The sequence below is a fragment of the Mesorhizobium sp. Root552 genome (assembly GCF_001427285.1).
In the GTDB taxonomy this organism is placed as follows: domain Bacteria; phylum Pseudomonadota; class Alphaproteobacteria; order Rhizobiales; family Rhizobiaceae; genus Mesorhizobium.
Genome location: NZ_LMFV01000003.1, coordinates 64709 through 88682, shown reverse-complemented (window position 1 = coordinate 88682; position 23974 = coordinate 64709). Strand labels below are relative to the sequence as shown.

General features: G+C 64.9%; 17 protein-coding genes. 9 read left to right on the top strand and 8 right to left on the bottom strand.

Annotated features, from left to right (window positions below):
* Positions 1-306: 306 nt before the first annotated feature.
* Positions 307-1314 carry an HD-GYP domain-containing protein gene (locus ASD50_RS02130; RefSeq protein ID WP_056235294.1) on the top strand — a complete coding sequence of 336 codons (1008 nt, stop codon included), beginning with the start codon at positions 307-309 and terminating at the stop codon, positions 1312-1314.
* Positions 1315-1373: 59 nt separating this feature from the next.
* On the opposite strand, the gene ASD50_RS02125 is transcribed toward ASD50_RS02130, so the two are convergent.
* Entirely contained in the window at positions 1374-1691 is a 318-nt protein-coding gene (locus tag ASD50_RS02125; RefSeq protein WP_056235342.1) for a putative quinol monooxygenase, read from the bottom strand.
* A 150-nt stretch (positions 1692-1841) separates the two neighbouring features.
* Positions 1842-2372: a dihydrofolate reductase family protein gene (locus tag ASD50_RS02120; protein ID WP_056235291.1), complete on the bottom strand. Its 531-nt coding sequence runs from the start codon at positions 2370-2372 to the stop codon at positions 1842-1844.
* Positions 2373-2632: 260 nt separating this feature from the next.
* On the opposite strand from ASD50_RS02120, the gene ASD50_RS02115 reads away from it, so the two are divergent.
* Positions 2633-4000 (top strand): HD-GYP domain-containing protein, encoded by a 1368-nt coding sequence (locus ASD50_RS02115; protein ID WP_056235287.1) that lies wholly within the window; start codon positions 2633-2635, stop codon positions 3998-4000.
* Positions 4001-4022: 22 nt separating this feature from the next.
* Here the strand turns inward: ASD50_RS02115 and ASD50_RS02110 are convergent, their stop codons facing one another.
* Positions 4023-5231, bottom strand: coding sequence for an MFS transporter (locus ASD50_RS02110; RefSeq protein WP_056235284.1), 1209 nt, complete (start codon positions 5229-5231; stop codon positions 4023-4025).
* A gap of 119 nt (positions 5232-5350) precedes the next feature.
* Entirely contained in the window at positions 5351-7630 is a 2280-nt protein-coding gene (locus ASD50_RS02105; protein WP_056235280.1) for an NADP-dependent malic enzyme, read from the bottom strand.
* 167 nt (positions 7631-7797) lie between these two features.
* On the opposite strand from ASD50_RS02105, the gene ASD50_RS02100 reads away from it, so the two are divergent.
* The 3 genes from ASD50_RS02100 to ASD50_RS02090 all read left to right on the top strand — a co-directional run bounded on the left by ASD50_RS02100 (position 7798) and on the right by ASD50_RS02090 (position 12170).
* Positions 7798-8718: a DMT family transporter gene (locus tag ASD50_RS02100; protein WP_162251973.1), complete on the top strand. Its 921-nt coding sequence runs from the start codon at positions 7798-7800 to the stop codon at positions 8716-8718.
* Between the two features lie 34 nt (positions 8719-8752).
* On the top strand, positions 8753-11473 hold the full coding sequence (gene mutS / locus ASD50_RS02095; protein WP_056235337.1) for a DNA mismatch repair protein MutS: 2721 nt from the start codon (positions 8753-8755) through the stop codon (positions 11471-11473).
* Positions 11474-11582: 109 nt separating this feature from the next.
* Positions 11583-12170, top strand: a complete 588-nt coding sequence (locus tag ASD50_RS02090; protein WP_056235275.1) for an SH3 domain-containing protein — start codon at positions 11583-11585, stop codon at positions 12168-12170.
* 22 nt (positions 12171-12192) lie between these two features.
* Here ASD50_RS02090 and ASD50_RS02085 read toward each other — a convergent pair whose 3' ends face one another.
* A complete protein-coding gene (locus ASD50_RS02085) occupies positions 12193-13071 on the bottom strand; it encodes a methylenetetrahydrofolate reductase (protein WP_056235334.1) in 879 nt (292 codons plus the stop codon).
* 228 nt (positions 13072-13299) lie between these two features.
* Here ASD50_RS02085 and ASD50_RS02080 point away from each other — a divergent pair, with 228 nt between their 5' ends.
* Positions 13300-14253, top strand: a complete 954-nt coding sequence (locus ASD50_RS02080) for a ring-cleaving dioxygenase (RefSeq protein ID WP_056235331.1) — start codon at positions 13300-13302, stop codon at positions 14251-14253.
* Positions 14254-14357: 104 nt separating this feature from the next.
* On the opposite strand, the gene ASD50_RS02075 is transcribed toward ASD50_RS02080, so the two are convergent.
* The 3 genes from ASD50_RS02075 to ASD50_RS02065 all read right to left on the bottom strand — a co-directional run bounded on the left by ASD50_RS02075 (position 14358) and on the right by ASD50_RS02065 (position 18228).
* Positions 14358-15191 carry an aldo/keto reductase gene (locus ASD50_RS02075; protein WP_056235273.1) on the bottom strand — a complete coding sequence of 278 codons (834 nt, stop codon included), beginning with the start codon at positions 15189-15191 and terminating at the stop codon, positions 14358-14360.
* An 86-nt stretch (positions 15192-15277) separates the two neighbouring features.
* Complete coding sequence (locus ASD50_RS02070; protein ID WP_156464899.1) at positions 15278-15673, bottom strand: DUF305 domain-containing protein; 396 nt, start codon at positions 15671-15673, stop codon at positions 15278-15280.
* A 23-nt stretch (positions 15674-15696) separates the two neighbouring features.
* The gene (locus ASD50_RS02065) at positions 15697-18228 is read right to left on the bottom strand and encodes a heavy metal translocating P-type ATPase (protein WP_056235270.1); all 2532 of its coding nucleotides are present in this window, start codon (positions 18226-18228) and stop codon (positions 15697-15699) included.
* Between the two features lie 156 nt (positions 18229-18384).
* Here ASD50_RS02065 and ASD50_RS02060 point away from each other — a divergent pair, with 156 nt between their 5' ends.
* The 3 genes from ASD50_RS02060 (at position 18385) to murJ (ending at position 23972) form a co-directional block, all read left to right on the top strand.
* Entirely contained in the window at positions 18385-19161 is a 777-nt protein-coding gene (locus ASD50_RS02060; RefSeq protein WP_056235268.1) for a GGDEF domain-containing protein, read from the top strand.
* Positions 19162-19250: 89 nt separating this feature from the next.
* Positions 19251-22043 carry a [protein-PII] uridylyltransferase gene (locus ASD50_RS02055; RefSeq protein ID WP_056235266.1) on the top strand — a complete coding sequence of 931 codons (2793 nt, stop codon included), beginning with the start codon at positions 19251-19253 and terminating at the stop codon, positions 22041-22043.
* Positions 22044-22382: 339 nt separating this feature from the next.
* A complete protein-coding gene (murJ, locus tag ASD50_RS02050; protein ID WP_056235263.1) occupies positions 22383-23972 on the top strand; it encodes a murein biosynthesis integral membrane protein MurJ in 1590 nt (529 codons plus the stop codon).
* Positions 23973-23974 lie beyond the last annotated feature (2 nt).

The following is a 23974-nucleotide window of genomic DNA, read 5'->3' as shown; positions in this document are numbered from 1 at the left end:
GCGATGAGATTTTTGGAAAGCTGAGGAACAGGCGGCTGCGGGGGGAAGGACGATCCCGAATCTATCCACATTCGATGGCTGCGAGGCGATCTTGCCGCCTGCTCGATAGGGCAAGGAAAGTTTACGAACGTGCCGTAACGTGAAGTGGCGACGAGGTAGAGGGGTGCGCGATCAATTTCCGGGCGGCTATGCGCCATGTCTTGAGGCAGGCGCCTCCAGCGACCCCGGCAATGTCAGGCGTTGGTATCAGCCGAGCCCTCGGTCGCTCCGACGATTTCGAGCCAAAGGCCAACCAAGCGAGACGGCATGACGAATTCGACGCTTCTTCAGATCGACAAGGATGAAGCCCGTCTCGGCATGTTTATTCATGGGTTCGGCAGGCAATGGCTACGCAGCCCATTTGCAGCCAGCCAGTTCAAATTATCCAGCCACGCCGAACTGAAGACGCTTCGCGAAAGTTCGGTAACGACGCTTGTCATCGATCTTTCAAAGGGGGTCGGGCCGACCGGTTCGACGGCCGGGCTAGCAAAACCCAATGAGAACCCAACGCCCGCCAACGTTGGAGCGGCGCTGGCGAAGCCGACCGGGATGGTCCGCTCGATCTTCAGCAACGCTGCCTCATCGTTAAGCATTGACCGGCAGCAAGTGGAGGCGGTTGTCGATGTCGTCGACCAGCTGCTGTACACGCGCCCGGCCAGCATCCTGAACCTCACCAAGCTCAAGACAAAGGACGAGATCAGCTTTCAACATTCAGTGGCAGTCTGTGCCCTTGTCGGCTTGTTCGCGCGACATCTCAAGCTGGACAGCAACCTGGTCCGGATACTGTCGGTTGGCGGTCTTTTGCATGACATCGGAAAGATTCGCATCCCGACCGAAATTCTGACCAAGACGGACAAGCTCACCGCCGATGAGATGGCAGTCATGCAGACCCACCCGCACGAGGGCTATGCAATGCTGGCAAGGACGAAGGGCCTGCCGGAAATCGTGGGGAAAATCTGCCTTCATCATCACGAAAAACTGGATGGGTCCGGCTACCCGGATGGCTTGAAAGACGGACAGGTCAGCGCCGCGGCACGGATGGTCGCGATCTGCGATGTCTTCGATGCCTTGACGTCGATTCGGCCATACAAGAAGGGCTTCACTCCGCAGGCTGCCGCGGAGATGATGGAGAAGTGGACCGGTCATTTCGATCGAGTGCTTCTAAAACAGTTCTTTGATTGCATGGGTCTGAAGTGGCCGAGCCAATCGGCTCAAACCCTGGAAATCACCGATGAGATGGTGGGCAGTGCCGAGGCGGATTTGAACGACTTCTAACCTATCGCGCGCATGGCTTGAGCCGGCCGCAGTCCGCTCCCGCCCCAATCAGCCTTTCATTAATTCTGCTCAGCCCCTTTAGTCTCATACTCACGCGCTATCGCCGACGTCGCTTCAAACCATTCGGAGGCCCGGGTGCGTTGCTGGTGAAAATCGAAGGCGGCCTGGTCGGCGAAAAGCTCCTCGACGCGCCAGACAAGGGGATCGTCCGTCTGCGTAACCTCGAAGGAGATGCAGCCCGGCTCGGCCCGCGTCAGGCGGACGTGATCGGGGAGGTGGCGTTGGACAGTCTCGACCTCCGCCATTGAAGCGCAACGCAGGAAGCCGGTCAGCCGCACCAGAGTTGGGCGTTTTCCCGAGGACTCGTCGTGGCTCATCGTTCGTTTTCCCCTGTTTGCTTGCAGGCGAGCCCAAGGCATCGCGGGACCTGTTTTCTGCCCAATAGTATGCAAATCGGAATCCGGCGCACAAATTCAGTTAGCCGGCAAGGGTCAATGCAATTGCGGAGCGTTGCTTGGGCACCGCCACTATGCCGGAACGTAGGTCAGGCGGATCACGTTGTCGCCGATGCGCTCGCTTGCCGTCAGGCGGAGCGGCGGGCGCGGGCCGGAAAAGAACGGCTTGCCGCCGCCAAGCACATAGGGATGAAAGTAAATCCGGTATTCGTCGATGAGTCCGGTTTCGGACAGGCTGCCGGCCAGCTGCGGGCCGGCTATTTCAATGTTTCCATCAAGGCCGGCTTTCAGGTCGCGCAGTGCCGGCTCGACATCTTGCCTGATGAGCGTGGCGTTCGGGCCGACCGATTGCAACGTGCGCGACACCACCCATTTGTGCTGGCCGCGCCATGCCTCGGCATATTCACGTCTGGCTTCGTCCCACTCGGGATGGTCCTCGTCCCAGTAGCGCATCACCTCGTACATGCGCCTGCCGTAGACGATGCCGGCAAGGCCGCGCACATCGTCGATGAAGTGCCGAAATAAAACGGCATCAGGCGCGAATGCCATGTGGTCGACATAGCCGTCCAGTGAGGCGTTCAGTGCAAAGACCAGCTTCGCCATGCCGTATAATCTCCTTCCGGGCCTTTGGTGGTGCGAAACCTGCGCTCTCGCGGAACCTGCCTTCCCGCCGGCACCGTGCAAGCCGCGTTTCCCGACATCAAGTCAGAAAGCCGGCGAAAATGACAGCAGGAACCGGGCGCAGTTCAGGCGCTGCCCGGAACGCGCCGTCGCCCGGCGCAGCAGGCGCGCGCAGGCCAAAAACTTAACCTGCAGAGGCGATACTACCCGGTGCTACTCGCGGTTGAGAACGGGGTGGGTCGATGGAGACTACTGCGCAGCAAAGCGTACGCCTGGCCGAACTGCTCGGGGCACTCAGCTACGCGCTCGACCTGACCGAAGGCCAGCCCGTCGGTCACTGTGTCCGCAGCACCTGGATCGGCATGCAGATCGGCCGCCACATGGGTTTGTCGGAAGCGGACCTGTGGGAACTCTATTACACGGTCCTGCTCAAGGATCTGGGCTGTTCCAGCAATGCCGCCCGCATCTGCGAGTTGTATTTGTCCGACGACATCGGCTTCAAGCGGGACTTCAAGACAATGGGCTCCAGCCTGCCAAAGGTGCTCGGCTTCGTGCTGACGCATACGGGGCGGCGTTCCTCGCTGGGCGATCGGCTGCGGTCGATCCTCAACATCATGCAAAATGGCGGGGACATCGTGAACGACCTGATCCAGACGCGATGCCATCGAGGCGCGGAGATCGCGGCAATGCTCAGGTTTCCAACCGCCGTATCGAGCGGCATTCATTCGCTGGACGAGCATTGGGACGGACAGGGCAGGCCAGACCGTCTCGCCGGCCAGTCGATCCCGGTCTATGCGCGCATCGCGTTGCTTTCGCAGGTGGTCGATGTCTTTCACACGGCAGCCGGCCGGGATGCGGCGATCGAAGAAGTCCGCGCCCGCCGGGGCAGCTGGTTCGATCCGGCCTGCGTCGACAGCCTCGAGGCCGCCATGGCCGAAGCCGGATTCTGGGAGGCGCTGGAATCCGACGACATGGCAAATGCCGTGTTCGATCTGGCGCCGGCGCGGCGGCATATCGAGGTCGACGAAGACTATCTCGACGACATTGCCCGCGCCTTTGCGCAGATCGTCGATTCCAAGAGCCCGTTCACGGCGGGTCACTCGGAGCGGGTCGCGGTCTATGCCGACCTCGTTGCCGGCGAAATGGGCTATCCGGCCAGCCGCCGCCGCTGGCTGCGGCGCGCCGCGCTGTTGCACGACATCGGCAAGCTTGGCGTCTCCAACTCCATCCTCGACAAGAACGGCAAGCTGGACGACGAGGAATGGATTCAGATGCGCGACCACTCCGCCATGTCCGAGAGCATACTTTCGCGCGTGCCGGTATTCCGGGAAATGGCGCGCATCGGCGGCGCGCACCACGAGAGGCTGGACGGCAGGGGTTATCCGCGCGGGCTGAAGGGCGAGGAGATCGAGGAAGAAACGAGGATCGTCACGGTTGCGGACGTCTTTGACGCGCTGACGGCGGATCGGCCCTATCGCGTCGCCATGCCGGTGGATGAGGCGCTCGGCATCATGCGCGCCGATATCGGCACGGCGTTCGATGCGGCTTGTTTCAGCGCGCTGGAGCGGGCGATCCAGGCGGTGGAAGGAAACCTCGCCCTAGTTGCGTGAGGCCTGGCGCTTCGTTGGTGTTTCACTTCCTTGCCCAATAGGCCGCGAACCAGAATCCGGCGCACAAAGTCAGTGAGCCGGCAAAGATCACGGCAAGGACTGCGCCGTAGCCGCCGCTGGCCTGCCACAGAAGGGCGGCCCCGAACGGCGAGAGCGCGGTGACGATGTTCATCGGCGCGACCAGCGAGCCGGAAATCGCGCCGTAGGCTTCGCGGCTGACCATCTCGGGAACGGCGACGCCGCGCACGATGGTGATCATGCCGTTGGCCGCGCCGTAGAAGGCGGCGATGGCCGCGATCAAAAGGGCCTGCGGCGGGGCGAAGGCGAAGCCCAGCACCGCCAGCGGAAACACCACGACGATTGCCGAGCCGAGCTTGCGCACCGGCGCTTCCGCCGCCAGCCAGCGTATGGCGATGCGCCCGGCCACCTGCGCCGGGCCGATGACGGTGAGCACCGCGACCGCGCCTTTCGAATCGAGGCCGCGTTCGAGGAACAGCGGGAAGAAGTGATAGGTCAGCGTCGAGAACGCCAGCGCGTAGGACGACCATGCCAGCATGAGGCCCCAATAGGCCGGCTTGCGCATCGCCGCCGCCACCGCTGCACGTCCGGCGATTGCAGCGGGATCGCCGGGCGATGGGACGGGGCGGGGCGCATCCTTGGCCGGATCGATGGCAAGCGCATAGAGGCTGCCGCAGACGACGATGTTGACGGCGGCCATGACCAGCAGCGCCTCGCGCCAGCCACGAGCCTCGATGACGAACTGGATGATCGGGATGAAGACTGTGCTGGCGAAGCCGCCCCACAGCGTGAGCGTGGTAATGCCGTTGCGGGCCTTCAGCGCACCGACCCTGCGGGCGATGACGGCGAAGGCCGGTTCATAGAGCGTGGCAGCCTGCATGCAGCCGATGCCGGCAAGGACGAGGTAGAAGACGGCAATGCTCTCGACCTGCGACCATCCCGCAAACAAAAGCCCGGCAATGACGGAGGCGCCTGTCATGATGAGGCGTCCGTTGCCGCGGTCGATGGCCGAGCCGACCGGATAGGCGGCAAGGCCGGCCAGCAGGACGCCCAAGGTGGCGGCGCCGTAAAGCTCGGTCTTCGACCAGCCGAGATCGGCGCGCATCGCTTCGGCGATCAGCGGGAAACCGTAGAAGACGGTGCCCCACGAGCAGATCTGGGCAGCGCCGAGCAGGTGGATGAAGCGGCCGGTTCCGCTTTTGTCAGCCTTCATGGCGCGCTCCGGCCGGAGTCAAATCGATGTCACCCATGGTTGGGCATGGGTGACAGACTTTTCCGCCGGATACGATGGTCCAATACGGGCCTACCGCCTGGGCAGCAGGCACCGGAAGGTCAGGCGCCCGCCGAATAGGCGGCGATGGCGGCCATGTTGACGATGTCTGAGTCCTTGGCGTTGAGCGGCACGATCTGCACCGGCTTGTTGAGGCCGACGAGCAGGGGGCCGATGACGGTGGAGCCGCCGAGTTCCTGCAACATCTTGGTCGAGATCGAGGCCGAGTGGAAGGCCGGCATGACCAGGACGTTGGCCGGGCCGTTGAGGCGGCAGAACGGGTAAAGCCGCATGCCGTTCGGGTTGAGCGCGACGTCGGCGGCCATCTCGCCGTCATACTCGAAATCGACGCGGCGCTTGTCGAGGATCTTGACCGCTTCCTGGATGCGCTCGGAGCGCTCGCCCTGCGGGTGGCCGAAGGTGGAGTAGGCGAGCATGGCCACGCGCGGTTCGTAGCCCATGCGGCGGGCGAAGTTGGCGGCCTCCTCGGCGATGTCGGCGATCTGTTCGGCGTTCGGCATGTCGTGCACGGCGGTGTCGGCGACGATGACGGTGCGGCCGCGCGCGAGCACGATCGACGCGCCGATGACGCAATGGCCGGGGCGGGCGTCGATGACGCGGCGCACGTCTTCGAGCGCCGTCGAATAGTTGCGGGTGACGCCGGTGACGACGCCGTCGGCATCGCCGAGCGCCACCATGCAGGCCGCGAAGTGGTTGCGGTCGTTGTTGATGAGGCGCTGGCAGTCGCGCAGCAGGTGGCCCTTGCGCTGCAGGCGCTCGTAGAGGAAGTCGGCATAGATGGCGTTGCGGCGCGACAGGCGGGCATTGATGATCTCGATGCCCGGCTTGTCGAGGCTGATGCCGGCGTTGCGCGCGTTTTCCTTGATGACATCGTCGCGGCCGAGCAGGATCGCGGTGCCGAGGTTCTGGTTCACATAGGAGACGGCGGCGCGCATCACCTGCTCTTCCTCGCCCTCGGCGAAGACGATGCGCTTGGGCTGGCGGCGCACGCGGTCGTAGATGCGCTGCAGGGTCGAGGCGATCGGGTCGCGGCGCGCGGAAAGCTCGTTGACATATTTGTCGAGGTCGATGATCGGCCGGCGCGCCACGCCGGTTTCCATCGCCGCTTTCGCCACGGCCACCGGGATCGCCGAGATCAGGCGCGGATCGAACGGCACCGGGATGATGTAGCTGGGGCCGAATTTCGGCCGGTTGCCCTGGTAGGCGGCGGCAACGTCGTCGGGGACGTCCTTGCGGGCAAGCTCAGCCAGCGCGCGCGCGGCGGCGATCTTCATGGCGTCGTTGATGGTCGTCGCGCGGACATCGAGCGCGCCGCGGAAGATGTAGGGGAAGCCGAGCACGTTGTTGACCTGGTTCGGATAGTCCGAGCGGCCGGTGGCCATGATGGCGTCGGTGCGGATCTCGGCCACTTCCTCCGGCGTGATCTCCGGGTCGGGATTGGCCATGGCGAAGATGATCGGGTTCTTGGCCATCGACTGGACCATGGCGGTGGTGAGCGCGCCCTTGGCGGAAAGGCCGAAGAAGACATCGGCGCCGTCCATGGCGTCGGCCAGCGAGCGCGCCTCGGTCTTGACCGCATGCGCCGACTTCCACTGGTTCATGCCTTCGGTGCGGCCCTGGTAGACGACGCCCTTGGTGTCGCACAGGACGATGTTCTCGGGCGTGAAGCCCATCGCCTTGATGAGTTCGATGCAGGCGATGCCGGCCGAGCCCGCGCCGTTGCAGACGAGCTTCGTCGTCTTCATGTCGCGCCCCGTCACTTCCAGCGCGTTGATGAGGCCGGCGGCGGAGATGATGGCCGTGCCGTGCTGGTCGTCGTGGAAGACGGGGATGTCCATCAGTTCGCGCAGGCGCTGCTCGATGATGAAGCACTCCGGCGCCTTGATGTCCTCGAGGTTGATGCCGCCGAAGGAGGGGCCGAGATAGCGCACGCAGTTGATGAAGGCGTCGGCGTCTTCGGTGTCGACCTCGAGGTCGATGGAATCGACGTCGGCGAAGCGCTTGAACAGCACCGCCTTGCCTTCCATGACCGGCTTCGACGCCAGTGCGCCAAGATTGCCGAGGCCGAGGATGGCGGTGCCGTTGGAGATGACGGCGACCATGTTGCCGCGGCTGGTGTAGTCGAAGGCGCGCGAGGGGTCTTCGGCGATCGCCTTCACCGGCACCGCGACGCCCGGCGAATAGGCCAGCGACAGGTCGCGCTGCGTCGCCATCGGCTTGGTCGGCACCACTTCGAGCTTGCCCGGACGCCCCATGGCGTGAAATTCCAGCGCCTCCGCGGCGCTGACGGAGGGGCCGGTGCTGTCGGGCTTTTTCGCCATGGTGGCTTCCTTGGATATCGGTGCGCCTTGGCCGCGCAAATATTTGTGGAACGTTTCCGATTAAGGCTACGCTTGCCGGACGTAAAGCGCCAAGCAGATGAGCTTGCAAAAATTAGAAAGTGTTTCTTGAACAATAGCGCTTCCCTTCGCCGGCGTTGGCCATGCTGATGTCTGAAAGCCTCGCGCTGGCTGCGTCCGTGTGCATCGCGCTGTCCGGCATGCTGATTGCCGAGCTGAAGGGCCGCGTCGACATCGTGCGACTTGCCCGCTGGCAGATGGTGGCCGCCTTTTCGATTACCGGAGCGGCTGCGCTGGTCGTCGGCGGGTGGCGCAGCATAGGCTCGCACGAGGCCGGATTGCTGGTCGTCTCGGGCATTTGCGGCATCTTCATCGCCAGCACGACCTACTTCGCGGCCATCTACATCATCGGACCGCGCAACACCGCGCTTCTGTTCGCGCTTGCATCGCCCTTCTCGCTGGTGCTCGGCTATTTTTTCCTTGGCGAGACCATCGTCATGCAGCAGATGCTCGGCATCGTGCTGGTTCTGGCAGGCATCGTCTTGGCGGTGGGGGTTCGCCGCCGCGATCCGGTGCCGGCGGTGGAGGTTCCGGCTGTTGGCGCCGGACCCGTCGCGATAGGGCATGCAGCGCCGCAATGGCTTGGCATGCTGCTCGGCGTGGTGACGGCGCTCGGCCAGGCGCTGGGCAGCCTGTTTGCAAGGCCCGCCATGGAAGCCGGCGTCGATCCGTTCGCGGCGATGGCGGTGCGCTCGGGCGTCTCGGCGCTGCTCTTCGTGCTGATCGCTTTCCTGCCGCTGGCGATCGTCAGGCGATCCTACAGTTTCCGCTCGACCGATCTCGGTCTAGCGGTGGCGTCGGCCTTCGTCGGCACCGGTCTTGGCATGTCGCTGTTGCTGGCGGCGCTCGCCACTGGCAATGTCGGCATCGTGACGACGCTCTCTTCAATGACCCCGATCATGATCCTGCCGATGGTGTGGCTGCGCTCCGGCGTTGCGCCGCGGCGCGAGGCATGGTTTGGCGCCGCGCTTGCCGTTGCCGGCACCGCTGCGATCAGCCTGGCTGGGTGAGGTTCGCATGAACGAAGAGCCGGACAACAGTAAAATGGCGGCTTCCGTGGTCATGGATGCCGTCGCGCCACTGTCTGCCGCAACCGGCGCAACGCCGATGATGGAGCAGTATATCGAGATCAAGGCGGCGAACCCGGATTCGCTGCTGTTTTATCGCATGGGCGATTTCTACGAACTGTTCTTCGACGACGCCGAAAAGGCGAGCCAGGCGCTGGGCATCGTTTTGACCAAGCGCGGCAAGCACCAGGGTGCGGACATCCCGATGTGCGGCGTGCCGGTGCATGCCGCCGACGACTATCTGCAAAAACTGATCGCGCAAGGTTTTCGCGTCGCCGTCTGCGAGCAGATCGAGGACCCGGCGGAAGCAAGGAAGCGCGGTTCGAAGTCGGTGGTGCGCCGCGACGTGATCCGGCTGGTGACGCCCGGCACCATCACCGAAGACAAGCTGCTTGCTCCGTCCGAATCGAGCTTCCTGATGGCGATGGGGCGGGTGAAGGGCGCGGCGGGAAGCGAGGCGGCCTGCGCGCTGGCGTGGATCGATATCTCGACCGGCGCTTTCCGTGTCGCCGAGAGCAGCTCGGAGCGGCTGCTGGCCGACATCTTCCGCGTCGATCCGCGTGAGCTGATCGTGGCCGAGCCGGTGTTCCACGATGCCGAGTTCAGGCCGGCCTTCGACGTGCTTGGCCGCATCGTCAATCCGCAGCCGTCGCCGCTGTTCGATTCGGCGACGGCTGAGGGCCGCATCGCCCGCTTCTTCGAGGTGGCGACGCCGGATGCTTTCGGCACCTTCAGCCGTGCCGAGCTGTCGGCGATCTGCGGCATCGTTGCCTATGTCGAGAAGACGCAGAAGGCCGAGCGTCCACCGCTGTCGCGGCCCGAACGCGAGGAAGCCGGCTCGACGCTGTTCATCGATCCGGCGACGCGCGCCAACCTGGAGCTGTTGCGCACGCTTTCCGGCAGCCGTGACGGTTCGCTGGTCAAGGCCATCGACCGCACCGTGACCGGGGGCGGGGCGCGGCTGCTGGCCGACCGGCTGATGGCCCCGCTGACCGACCCGGCGGCGATCGCGGTGCGGCTGGATTCGGTTTCCTTCTTCCGCAGCGAACCGCGCCTGGCCGAAGCGGTGCGGCTTTCGCTGAAAGGCGTGGCCGACATGCCAAGGGCGCTGTCGCGGCTGGCGCTGAACCGTGGCGGCCCGCGCGACCTCGGCGCGCTGCGGGCCGGGTTCTCGGCGGCGGTGGCCATCGCGGATATCTTTGCCGGTGCGGCGCCGCCGGCGGAAATCGCGGCAGGGCTGACGGCGATTGCCGCGCTGCCAAAGGCGCTGGCAGAGCATCTGGATGCAGCCCTTGCCGATGAACTGCCCTTGCTGAAGCGCGACGGCGGCTTCGTGCGCGAGGGCTACGATGCGGAGCTGGACGAGATGCGGGCGCTGCGCGACGGCACGCGCCGCGTCATCGCCGCGATGGAGCGCGACCTTGCCGACGAGACCGGCATCCGCAGCCTGAAGATCCGGCACAACAATGTGCTGGGCTACTATATCGAGGTGACGGCCAACCATTCAGCCGCGATGACCGGCACCGACGCGGCTCGGGCAAAATTCATCCACCGCCAGACCATGGCCAGCGCCATGCGCTTCACCACCACGGAACTGGCCGGGCTGGAGACCAAGATCGCCAATGCCGCCGACCGGGCGCTGTCGATAGAGCTTGCCGCCTTCGACAGGTTGCTGGCGGAGGCGGTTTCATCGGCCGAAGCGATCCGCGCAGGCGCGGCCGCCCTTGCCGTGCTCGACGTATCGGCGGCTCTGGCAGCGCTTTCCGAAAGCGAGGACTGGTGCCGGCCGGACGTCGATGCCAGCCTTGCGTTCGAAATCGAAGGCGGGCGTCACCCGGTGGTGGAGCAGGCGCTGCGGCGTTCGAGCGAGGGCCCGTTCGTTGCCAATGACTGCAACCTGTCGCCGCAAGGCGATGCGAAGAACGGTGCGATCTGGCTGTTGACCGGGCCGAACATGGGCGGCAAGTCGACCTTCCTGCGCCAGAACGCGCTGATCGCCATCCTCGCCCAGATGGGCTCGTTCGTGCCGGCGGCGAGCGCCCATATCGGCGTGGTGGACCGGCTGTTTTCGCGCGTCGGCGCTTCCGACGATCTGGCGCGCGGACGCTCGACCTTCATGGTCGAGATGGTCGAGACGGCGGCGATCCTCAACCAGGCCGGCGAGCGGGCGCTGGTGATCCTCGACGAGATCGGGCGCGGCACGGCGACTTTCGACGGCTTGTCGATTGCTTGGGCGGCAGTGGAATACCTGCATGAGAAGAACCGCTGCCGGGCGATCTTCGCCACCCATTTCCACGAGATGACGGCGCTCAGCGAAAAGCTGCCGCGCCTTTCCAACGTCACCATGCGGGTGAAGGAATGGGAAGGCGACGTCGTGTTCCTGCACGAGGTGGGCAAGGGTGCCGCCGACCGCAGCTACGGCGTTCAGGTGGCCCGCCTTGCCGGCCTGCCGGAAGCGGTGGTGGCGCGGGCGAAGGAAGTGCTGCACCAGCTGGAGGAAGGCGAAGTCTCCGGCAAGGCCGACCGGCTGATCGACGATTTGCCGCTGTTTTCGGTGGCCGTGAAGCGGGAAGCGCAAAAGCCTGCCGCCAAGCCGGACAAGGTCGGCGAAACGCTTGCCGGCCTCAATCTGGACGAGATGACCCCGCGCGAGGCGCTGGAAGCGCTCTACCGGCTGAAGGGCATGATGGAGAAATAGCCGGGATCGCGGTTACTTTTCACGCGATTGCTCTAAACTCCGTTTGCAGGCGCTGCCGCGCCAGCCGGGCAGTTGCCCAAGGTGGTTCATCTGGAACGGAGAGAGGTCGATGCGGGGCTATTCTCGGTGCGGTTTCGCCGCTGTCCTGCTGGCGATCGGCGCAGGCGATGCCGTCGCCGCTTCCGGGGATATCGCCGCCTGCAGCATTTCGGCCTGGTCAACCGACCCTGATCCGGCCGGGCTCAATGTTCGCGCCGGACCTGGTGCCGATACGGCCGTCATTGCCAGGCTTCCCGCGCCGCTCAAGGTGGAGGGCTACACCTTCGGCGCCGAAGTCTCGATCACCGGGTCGAAGGACGGCTGGTTCCGCATCGGAAAGGCGGTGCTGGAAGACTATGTCGGCGACCAGAAGACCAAGGTTCTCTTCGAGGGCGAGGGCTGGGTGACGGGCCGGTTCCTTTCGCTGACCGTCAACGCCATCGACCTGCGGCGCGACCCTTCGAGCAGCGCGCCTGTCGTCACCCGCCTCATCGGCGAGGATGCGGAGGGCGTAGGTGCAGGACCGGATTCCTTTGCCATCGAGCGGCTCGAAGCCTGCGAGGGCAATTGGGTGAAGATCGAGGGGACGTTTCTCGGCAGCGCGTTCAATGGCTGGACGACGGGGACCTGTTCGAACCAGGTGACGACCTGCCCATGACGGGCGCGGCCAGCAGCAACGCTCAGGCAAGCGCCGCTGACCGATGCGCCTCGGTTTGGCGGGCGATCCATTCGACCGTGGGAGCGATGCCCCCGAACGGATAGAAATGCAGGCGGATGACGCCGAGATCGTCGTCGGCGAGCCGCTTGCCGAGCTGGGCCAGAAATCGCTCCGGTCCGACCTTGCTGAGCAGGCTGGCAAACGAGAAGCCGTATCTGTGCACGATTGCCGCCGACGTGCCGACGCCGAACTGAACGGCAAAGCGCAGCAGGCGCTTGACGTTGGCGGGACCGGGGACGCCGATGCGGATCGGCGCGTCGATGCCGAGCGCGCGCACCTTTTCAATCCACGCGATGACGGCTTCGGCGTCGAAGCCGTATTGGCTGGTGATCTCGACCGTGCGCCCGGCGCCGCGCAGCAGCTCGACCTTGCGGGCGAGCGCATCCCACAGCGCCGTGTCAGCGATCTTGGGATGACCTTCGGGATAGCCGACGATGCCGACATGGCGGATGCCGAAATCGTCGAGGATGTTGCTTTCGATGAGGTCGAGCGAATCCCGATAGGGGCCGGCAGGCGATGACGGGTCGCCGCCGACGAGGATGATGCGGTCAATGTCGGCTGCCCGGACGAGGCCGGACAGAAGCGCGTCGCGATCCTCCTTCGACTTCAGCCGCCGCGATGAGATGATCGGCACCGGCAGGAAGCCGCAAGCGCGGATGACGCCGGCGGCGTTGATGCGCTGCTCGTGGCTCTCATTGCCAAGGAAAGCGATGTTGATCGGCGTGGCCGGCGCGATCGCTGTCCGCGCCTCGCTGATCTCGGCGATGTCCTTGCCGGTGATCTCCAGTGCGTACCCGTCGAACAGGTGGTGCGCGTGATGCGGGGCGAAACTCTCGGTCATCTGCGGTCCATCGATTTGCCAGCTCGCGCTGCCGCGGCGGCAAGCTTGCGCGCCTGCCTTCATGCTGCGCTTAATGATGCCGACCTTTCGGGCAACGGCAATGCGGCCAACGGCCTCGCCATTGTCTTCATCAAATGAACAAATAGTCCTCGATTGTTTCTATTTATCGAACTCAAGTGAAGTCCGATATTGCAGGTCGAAACGGGCCACGAGCCCAAGGAGGATATCATGACACTGCAACTGACAGGCATTCACCACCTGACCGCGATCACCGCCAATGCGCCTGCCAATCTGCGTTTCTATACCGAGACGCTGGGGCTGCGGCTGGTGAAGAAGACGGTCAACCAGGACGACACAACCGCCTACCATCTGTTCTATGCCGACGGCCAGGCCTCGCCCGGCACCGACCTTACTTTCTTCGACTGGCCGGTTGCGCCGGAACGGCGCGGCACCCATTCGATTGCCCGCACAGGCTTGCGCGTCGCCGGCCATGCCAGCCTCGACTGGTGGCATGAGCGCCTTGAAAAGGCGGGCGTGAAGACGGGCGAGGTGATCGAGCTGGACGGGCGCGGCGCGCTCGACTTCGAGGATTTCGAGGGCCAGCGCTTCCGGCTGGTCGATGACGGCGGCGCGGGCGAGACGCATCCGTGGGTGAAAAGCCCGGTGCCGGCGGAATACCAGATCCGCGGCCTCGGCCCGATCACCATTTCGGTGCCCGACCTTTCGCGCACCGAGCCGGTGCTGACCAAGGTGATGAACATGCGTCAGACGCGCAGCTACGCTTCGCCCGACGGCGAAGGCACGGTGCATGTGTTCGAGATGGGGGAAGGCGGGGCTGCCGCCGAACTGCATGTTGCCGTGCAGCCGGGCCTCGATCCGGCCATGCAAGGGGCGGGCGCCGTGCATCACGTCGCCTTCCGCACGCCGGACGTGGCCGGCATGCATGAATGGACGCAACGCTTGCGCAGCTTCGGCCTGCCGTCGAGCGGCGAGGTGGAGCGCTATTATTTCCGCTCGCTCTACTTCCGCGAGCCGAACGGCATCCTGTTCGAGATCGCCACCGACGGACCGGGCTTCGCCGTTGACGAGCCGTTGGACAGCCTTGGCGAAAGTCTGTCGCTGCCGCCCTTCCTCGAGCCGAAGCGCGCTTCGATCGAGGCACGGCTGAAGCCGTTGGCCTGAGCTTGTGCTGCCGGGAGGCCACCTGGGTTCCCGGCTGTTTCCGGCCTTATTTGGTTGAGCGTGATCTTGCCCGAAACCCGGTTCCCGCTTTTCGGGATCACGCTCTAGATCATCTCCAGCGGGCGCTTGCGCTGCGGCGGCGGGAAGGCCTTGTCGAGATCGGCAAGGTCTTCGGCGGACAGGACAATATCCAGCGCGGCGATGTTGTCGCGCACATGCTGCGCCCGCACCGCCTTGGGAATGGCGATGACGCCACCCTCGCGCATCGTCCAGGCAAGCGCGATCTGCGCCGGGGTGGCGCCGTGGCGGGCGGCGATGGCCTCGAGCCGGCCGTTGCGGGCAAGCGCACCCTGCTCGACCGGCGAATAGGCCATGATCGGCATGGAGCGCTTGCGGCTCCACGGCACGAGGTCGAACTCGATGCCGCGCCGGGTCAGGTTGTAGAGGACCTGGTTGGCCTGGCAGGCGCGGTCGTTCGACACGCCGTCGAGCTCGGCCATGTCGTCAGTGTCGAAATTGGACACGCCCCAATGACGGATCTTGCCGGTGGCTTTCAGGGCCTCGAAGGCGGCCACGGTTTCGGCAAGCGGCGTGCCGCCGCGCCAGTGCAAAAGGTAAAGGTCGATGCTGTCGGTGCCGAGCCGTTTCAGGCTGCGCTCGCAGGCGGCGACGGTGCCGGCCCGCGAGGCATTCGACGGCAGCACCTTGGAAACCAGAAACAGCCCGTCGCGGCGGCCGCTGACGGCTTCGCCCACGACCAGTTCCGCATCGGCATACATTTCGGCGGTGTCGATGAGCGTCGCACCGAGGTCGAGGCCGAGGCGAAGTGCTGCGACCTCGTCGGCGAAGCGGCTGTGCGCCTCACCCATCTTCCATGTGCCGAGTCCGAATACGGGCACGGCTTCGCCGGATGGCAAGGTGGTGGTTCGGATCGTCATCTGCGGCCTCCGGTGGAACGGCGGCAGCAACAAGGCCACAAAAGAAGTGAGGTGCCAACCCGCTGCATTCGGGCGGTTTCAGCCGCTTACTTCGGTGGATTGGCCGCGAGCCACGCCTGCATCTGCCTGATCTCGGCCTCCTGCGCCGAAATCACCGCTTCGGCGAGCTTGCGCATTTCAGGGTTGTCGCCATGCTCGAGCAGCACCTTGGCCATGTCGATGGCGGCCTGATGGTGCGGGATCATGCCGCGTGCAAAATCGACATCGGCATCGCCGGAATAGTCCAGCGCGCCCATGTCGGCATGCATCTTGTCCATCGCCGCCTTGTAGCCGGCGGTCGAGGGGCTGTCCGCGCCCATCGCCGCCATGTTGTGGGTGCTGTGGTCGGTCTGGGCCGATGCGGTCTGGCTAAGACCGAATCCGGCAGCGGCGATGACCGCGATGGCGGCAGCGGACAGCATGATCTTCATTTTCCTGCACATGGCGTGGTCCTTTCCAATGAGGTTCAGAGTTTCAGCGTGCGCAGCCTGAGCGCGTTAGCGATCACCGAGACCGACGACAGGCTCATCGCCGCCGCCGCCAGCATGGGCGAGAGCAGCGTGCCGGTGAGCGGATAGAGCACGCCGGCTGCGACCGGCACGCCGAGCGCGTTGTAGAGGAAGGCGAAGAACAGGTTCTGCTTGATGTTGGAAAGCGTGCCTTCAGCCAAATGGCGCGCCCGCACGATGCCGGTGAGGTCGCCCTTGAGGAGCGTGATGCCGGCGCTTTCCAGCGCCACATCCGCACCGGTGCCCATGGCGATGCCGACATCGGCGGTGCTGAGCGCGGGCGCGTCGTTGATGCCGTCGCCAGCCATCGCCACCACCGCGCCGCGCCCTTTCAGTTCCTCGACCAGCTTGGCCTTGTCGTCCGGCAGGAGGCCGGCGCGCACGCGCTTGATGCCAAGCCGCCTGGCGATGGCCTCGGCGGTGCGCTCGTTGTCGCCGGTGGCCATGACGATGACCATGCCGGCGTCCTGGAGCTTCTTCAGTGCTTCGGCTGCGGTCGGCTTGATCGGATCGGATACCGCAACGATGCCGGCCGGCTTGCCGTCGATGGCGACGAGCACCGCCGAGCGCCCGTCAGCGCGCAGCGCATCGGCGCGCCCGGTTAGCGGTGCGGCGTCGATGCCGAGTTCGACGAAGAACGGCGCGTTGCCGAGCACGACATTGCGCTTGCCGACCGTGCCGGAGACGCCCTTGCCGTTGACCGCCTCGAAGCCGGTTGCGGACGCGACCGCAAGCTTGCGTTCACGCGCCCCGTCGACGATGGCGTCGGCCAGCGGATGTTCCGAGCCCTGCTCGATGGCGGCGGCGAGCGACAGAACCTCGTCTTCGCCAAAACCGTCGAGCGCAACGATATCCGTAAGTGTTGGCTTACCTTCAGTCAGCGTGCCGGTCTTGTCGACGATCAGCGTATCGACGGCGGCGAGCCTTTCAAGCGCCGCGGCTTCCTTGATCAGCACGCCGGCCTGCGCGCCGCGCCCGGTGGCGGTCATGATCGACATCGGCGTGGCGAGCCCGAGTGCACAGGGGCAGGCGATGATGAGCACCGACACCGCCGAGACGATGGCGAAGATCAGGCTGGGTTCGGGACCGAAGAGCAGCCATGCGATGAAGGCGGCGATTGCGACCAGCACCACCGCCGGCACGAAATAGAACGAGACGCGGTCGGCAAGGCCCTGGATCGGGGCGCGGCTGCGCTGCGCCTTGGCGACCAGTTCGACGATCTGTGACAGCGTGGTTTCGGAGCCGACCTTTTCGGCCCGCATGATAAGCGTGCCGTTCTTGTTCAAGGTGCCGCCGATGAGGCTGTCGCCCTCGGTCTTTTCGACCGGCATCGGTTCGCCGGTGATCATCGATTCATCGATGGTCGAGCGGCCCTCGACGACGGTGCCGTCCACCGGAACCGACTCGCCGGGGCGGATGCGCAACCGCTCGCCGGCCTTGACGTCGGCGAGCGGCACGTCGCGTTCGCTGCCGTCGGCGCCGATCAGCCGGGCCGTCTTGGGCGCGAGGTCGAGCAGCGCGCGGATGGCCGAGCCGGTTTTTTCGCGGGCGCGCAGTTCCAGCACCTGGCCGACGAAGACCAGCGCGACGATGACGGCGGCGGCCTCGAAATAGACCGGCACGGTCTCGCCGTGGCCGCGCACTTCATGCGGGAAAAGGTCGGGGAACAGGGTTGCCGCGACGCTGTAGAGATAGGCCGCGCCGACGCCGATCGAGATCAGCGTCCACATATTGGGACTGCGGTTGAGGACGGAGGACCAGCCGCGCTTGAAGAAGGGCAGCGCCGCCCACAAAACGACCGGCGTGGCGAGCGCGAACTCGACCCAAGCGGCGGTGCGTTCGCCCAGCCAGTCGCGGAACGGCAGGCCGACCATCGGGGCCATGGCGATGACGAACAGCGGCAGGGCCAGAAGCGCGCTGACCCACAGGCGGCGGGTGAAATCGACAAGCTCGGGGTTGGGGCCTTCCTCGCCGGTCGGCACGCCCATCGGCTCCAGCGCCATGCCGCAGATCGGGCAATCGCCCGGTTTGTCGCGGATGACCTCGGGATGCATCGGGCAGGTGTATTGCGTGCCCTTCGGCATAGGAGCGGGTGCCGGCCGGTCGCCGAGATATTTGTCAGGCTCGGCCTGGAATTTTGTCAGGCAGCCTTCGGAGCAGAAATAGTACTTAGCCCCGTCATGGCGATGGAAATGGCGGGCGCTGGCGCGGTCGACATTCATGCCGCAGACAGGGTCCCTGGCGGTGAGATAGTCATCAGGTGCTGCCTCGAACTTGGTGCGGCAGCCGTTGCAGCAGAAATGGAAGATGCGACCCTTGTACTCCGCCGTCGGCTTGCCGGCGGCTGGATCGACGGTCATGCCGCAGACCGGATCGCGCACGATCATTTCAGCCTGAGGTACTGCCTTGGCCGAGCAGCACGAGCCGTCGGCCGCATGGCTGTGGCCGTGGTGGTTATGGTGGTCATGATCGTGATGCGAATGCGCCATGGCGAGCCTCGAAATCGTTCCGTTCAGCCGAGATAGGGCTTCCAGTAACTGGAAGGTCAAGACCGCTTTGTAAAAATTGGATTTTCAATGAACCGCTAAAATACGATCCAATTCCATAACCCTACGTCATCGTAATCTATGTTAAGACGGGTCATTATGGATCAACGCACGAAGCGGATAGCCGCCAGAACCTTGCTCGTTGTCGGCCCGGCCATCGTGGCGACCTTCACGATCTCGTTTTCGCTGCGTTGGGCGCTGGGTTTGGCGATCGACTGGCTGGGCTGGATCGAATGCCTGGCCATACCCATCGTCGTTGGCACGCCGATTGCCGTCTACATCTTCACCCAGGCTGAAAAACTGCAGAAGACGCATGAGAAGCTGGAGCAGTCGTTCGCCGACCTCGCCAAGGCGCATGAGCAGTTGAGTTTCGTCGCCAGCCACGACCAGATGACGGGGCTGCTCAACCGGGAAGGCTTCCTGCGCCATGTCGACGAGCAGCGCGACCGCACCGAAGGGCACTACCTTTTGATCGTCGATGCCGATCACTTCAAGGCGGTCAACGACCGCTACGGCCACCCCAAGGGCGACGAGGCGCTGGTGAAGATCGCCCGCGCCCTGCAATATGCCGTGCGCCGCAAGGACATCGTCGGCCGCATCGGTGGCGAGGAGTTCGCCATACTGCTGGTTTCGGTCAGCAAGGATGAGGCCATGCAGATGGCGGAGCTTGTTCGCCGCCAGGTGCAATGCATTCCCTGGCAGACGGAAGACCAGGATGGATCGGCGCTGACCGTCAGCATCGGCGCCGCCGAGGTCGGGCGTCGTCGCGTCAAGTTTCCGGAAGTCATGCGGCAGGCCGACCGCTGCCTTTATGAAGCCAAGCGGCAGGGCCGCAACCGGGTGTCGTTCGATCATGCGCTGTCTGCGGTAGCCTGAGGCACCGGCCGGCCGTTCGACAAGCCCATACCGTTCGCCATAAAAACAGGATATAGACGCCGCCGAAACGAAGAGACGTTCCGGCGCATATGGCGAAAATCTCTCTCAAGCTGGATGAGCTGATCGACGGCGAGGCCCTGCGCCGCGAGCTTTCGGCGCTGGTGGCGAAGGAACCGGCCGCCGCGCCGGAAACGCGCGCGGCCGTGCTCAATTGTCTCAAGGATCGCCGGGCGGCCGGCATGAAGGTGGCCGAGGCGATGCTGAAGAAGGACGGCGGCGGCACCGCCTGCGCGGCCCGGCTGTCGCACGTCATGGATGAGATCGTGCGCGCGCTCTATGACTTCGCCGCAAGCCACGTCTATCCGGCCAAGAATCCGTCCGCTGCCGAGCGCATGGCGGTCGTTGCCGTCGGCGGCTACGGGCGCGGCACGCTGGCGCCCGGCTCCGACATCGATCTCCTGTTCCTGCTGCCCTACAAGCAGACGCCGTGGGGCGAACAGATCGTCGAATACATGCTTTATATGCTGTGGGACATGGGGCTGAAGGTCGGCCACGCCACCCGCAACATCGACGAGTGCATCCGCCTGTCGCTTTCCGACATGACCATCCGCACCGCGGTGCTCGAGACGCGCTTTTTGTGGGGCGAGGAGAAACTCTGCCAGGAGCTTCTGAAGCGCTTCGATCGCGAGGTCGTCGCCTCGACCGGGCTCGAATATGCGCAGGCCAAGCTTGCCGAGCGCGACGCGCGCCACGCCAAGGCCGGCGAGAGCCGCTATCTGGTCGAACCGAACGTCAAGGACGGCAAGGGCGGCCTGCGCGACCTGCACACGCTGTTCTGGATCGGCAAGTATTTCTACCGCGTGCGCACCGGCGCCGAACTGGTCGGCAAGGGCGTGTTCACCCAGAGCGAATACCGGCAGTTCCTGAAGTCGGAGGACTTCCTGTGGGCGGTGCGCTGCCACATGCATTTCCTGACCGGCAAGGCCGAGGAGCGGCTGCATTTCGACATCCAGCGCGATATCGCCGAGCGGCTGGGCTACACCAGCCACCCCGGCCTGTCGGCGGTCGAGCGCTTCATGAAGCACTATTTCCTGATCGCCAAGGATGTCGGCGACCTTACCCGCATCTTCTGCGCGGCGCTGGAGGAAGAACAGGCCAAGCATGTGCCGGGCTTCAACCGCATGATCACCGGCTTCTCGCGCCGCCGCCGCAAGCTTGCCGGCACGAGCGACTTCATTCTCGACAACCATCGCCTGAACGTTGCCGACGACGAGGTGTTCGAGCGCGACCCGGTCAATCTGGTGCGCCTGTTCTGGTTCGCCGACCGGCACGGGCTGGAGTTCCATCCCAATGCGCTGAAGCTGGTGACGCGCTCGTTGCGGCTGGTGGACAAGACGCTCCGGCGCAACGCCGAGGCCAACCGCCTGTTCCTCGATATCCTGACCTCGGACCGCTACGCCGAGCTCAATTTGCGCCGCATGAACGAATCCGGCCTGCTGTCGAAGCTGATCCCCGACTTCGGCAAGATTGTAGCCATGATGCAGTTCAACATGTACCACCACTATACGGTGGACGAGCATCTGATCCGTTGCGTCGGCGTGCTGGCAGAGATCGAGCGCGGCGACGACGCCAAGGTGCATCCGCTGTCGCATTCGCTGATGCCGGGACTGAGGAAGAGCCGCGACGCGCTCTACGTCGCCGTGCTGCTGCACGACATCGCCAAGGGCAGGCCCGAGGACCATTCGGTTGCGGGCGCCCGCATCGCGCGCCGTCTGGGGCCTCATATGGGCCTATCCGCCGCCGACACCGAGACGGTGGCGTGGCTGGTGGACAATCATCTCGTCATGTCGATGACGGCGCAGACGCGCGACCTCAATGACCGCAAGACCATCGAGGATTTCGCCGCAATCGTGCAATCGGTCGAGCGGCTCAAGCTTTTGCTCATCCTGACGGTCTGCGACATTCGCGGCGTCGGGCCCGGCGTGTGGAACGGCTGGAAGGGGCAGTTGCTGCGCAATCTCTATTACGAGACCGAGCTTCTTTTGACCGGCGGCTTCTCCGAGATGTCGCGGGCCGAGCGTGCCGCCGAGGCGCGCGACAAGCTGGCCGCCGCCCTGACCGGCTGGACCGGGGAAGCGAGGCGCGGCTATGTCGGCCTGCACTATGAAAATTACCTTTTGACTGTCGATCTCGCAGACCAGATCCGCCATGCCGAATTCGTGCGCGAGGCCGATGCCGCGGGCCGCAAGCTTGCCACCATGGTCAAGACGCATGAGTTCGAGGCCGTGACCGAGATCACGGTCCTGGCGCAGGACCATCCGCGCCTGCTTTCGGTCATCGCCGGCGCTTGCGCTGCTGCCGGCGGCAACATTGTCGATGCCCAGATCTTCACGACCTCCGACGGGCGGGCGCTGGACACCATCCTGATCAGCCGCGAGTTCGATCTGGACGAGGATGAGCGCCGCCGCGCCGAGCGGGTCGGCAAGCTGATCGAGGACGTTTTGTCGGGCAGGACGTGGCTGCCGGAGATGATCGCCAGGCGCACCAAGCCGAAGCGCGGCGCCAAGGTGTTTCGCATCCCGCCGCATGCCGAAATCCGCAACAGCCTGTCCAACCGCTTCTCGGTGATCGAGGTCGAGGGGCTCGACCGTCCCGGCCTGTTGTCGGAGATCACCGGGGCGCTGTCCGACCTGTCGCTCGACATCGCATCGGCCCACATCACCACCTTCGGCGAGAAGGTCATCGATACCTTCTATGTCACCGACCTGACCGGCCAGAAGATCGACAACCCGGCGCGCATCAAGCAGATCCGCGCCAAGCTGGTCGAGGCGCTGGAAGGCTCCGGGTTGGAGCAGCTCGCCAAGTCGAATGCGGCGGAATAGGGTGGGATTGGCGTTGAAATCTTGTTGGTATGCGCGCGCCTGTCGGCTGTCGAGGCAGCGTCCGTGTGAAGGCGGAAGGGTAGCAGGGCGGTATTGCCGTCTATCCCCCTCTGTCCTGCCGGACATCTCCCCCTCAAGGGGGGAGATCGGTAGTCCTGATACCGTGCGGCAGTCAGCAGCGACCCACTTGATCCCGCAACGGCAAAGGTTTGTGCAATCTCCCCCCTTGAGGGGGAGATGTCCGGCAGGACAGAGGGGGGTGACAAGGGGCGCATCCGGAACGCCTTTGTGGCGCCAATCTGCTTTGCTTCAAGGCTCACACATGGAGGCGTCCAGACAATGAGCCTGGTGAAGAAATTCGCGACGGTCGCCTCGGGCACATTGGTGAGCCGCGTGCTTGGCTTCACCCGCGAGATGCTGATGGCGGCGGCGCTCGGCACCGGGCCGGTGGCGGATGCCTTCTATGCCGCGTTCCAGTTTCCCAACACCTTTCGCCGGCTGTTTGCCGAAGGCGCGTTCAACACGGCTTTCGTGCCGCTGTTTGCCAAGGAGATCGAGGCCGGCGGCATCGACGGCGCGCGGCGCTTTTCCGAAGAGGTGTTCGGCGTCCTGTTCAGCGCGCTGATCGTGCTGACCATTGCCATGGAACTGGCGATGCCGCTTCTGGTCAGCACCATCATCGCGCCGGGCTTTGCCGACGACCCGGAAAAATACGACCTCACCGTGGCGCTGGCCACGATCATGTTCCCCTATCTGGTGTGCATGTCGCTGGCCTCGATGATGGCCGGCATGCTGAATTCGCTGAGGCGCTATTTCGCCGCCGCGATTGCGCCGGTGTTCTTGAACGTCATCCTTATCGGCGTGCTCTATCAGGCTTGGCGCAGCGGCGCCGACGGGCTGTCGGTCGGCTATGCGATGGCCTGGGGCGTGATGGCGGCGGGCGTGGTGCAACTGGCCATCGTGTGGATCGCGGCCCGCCATGCCGGCATTTCCATCGGCTTCAAGCGGCCGCGCCTGACGCCGGGCGTGAAGCGCCTTTTGTTGCTGGCGCTGCCGGCGGCGGTGACCGGCGGCATCACCCAGATCAACACGCTGATCGGCACCGCGATTGCGTCGACGCAGGACAGCGCCGTGTCCTCGCTGGCGCTGGCCGACCGCGTCTACCAGTTGCCGCTCGGCGTCGTCGGCATAGCGGTGGCGATCGTGCTTTTGCCGGAACTGTCGCGGGCGCTGAAGGCGAACAACATGGTCGAAGCGGCCAATCTTCAAAACCGCTCAGTCGAGTTCGTGCTGTTCCTGACCTTGCCGGCGGCGGCAGCGCTCCTGGTATTCTCCGAGCCGATCGTGCGCCTGCTCTATGAACGTGGCGCGTTTGCCGCCAACGGATCGACGCCGACGGTGGCGGCGATCCTCGCCATCTTTGGCCTCGGCCTGCCGGCCTTCGTGCTGATCAAGGCGTTCACGCCCGGCTACTTCGCCCGCGAGGATACGAAAACGCCGATGATCTTCGCCGCCATTTCGGTTGCGGTGAATGTCGGCTTTGCGCTGTTCCTGTTTCCGCGCATGGGCGCGCCGGGCATCGCGGTGGCGTCTGCGGTTGCCGGCTGGGTCAACGCGCTGATGCTGCTGGTCGGCCTTGTGCGGCGTGGCCATTGGCAACGCGAGGCGGCGTTGATGAAGCGCATTCCCCGGCTGGTGCTGGCCTCCGTCCTGATGGGGGCGGCGCTTTACTTTGCCGGCATCTGGTGCGCGCCGTGGCTCGGATCGTCTGCGCCGCTGGTTACCAAGGCGACGGCGGTGGCGGCGCTGTCGGGAGCGGGCGCGGCGCTTTATTTTGCCATTGCCTTTGCCATTGGCGGCGCGGACATCGGCATGATCCGCCGCAATGTCAGGCGTGGCGCGGCGCGGTCAGATACGTCAGAGAAATAAAG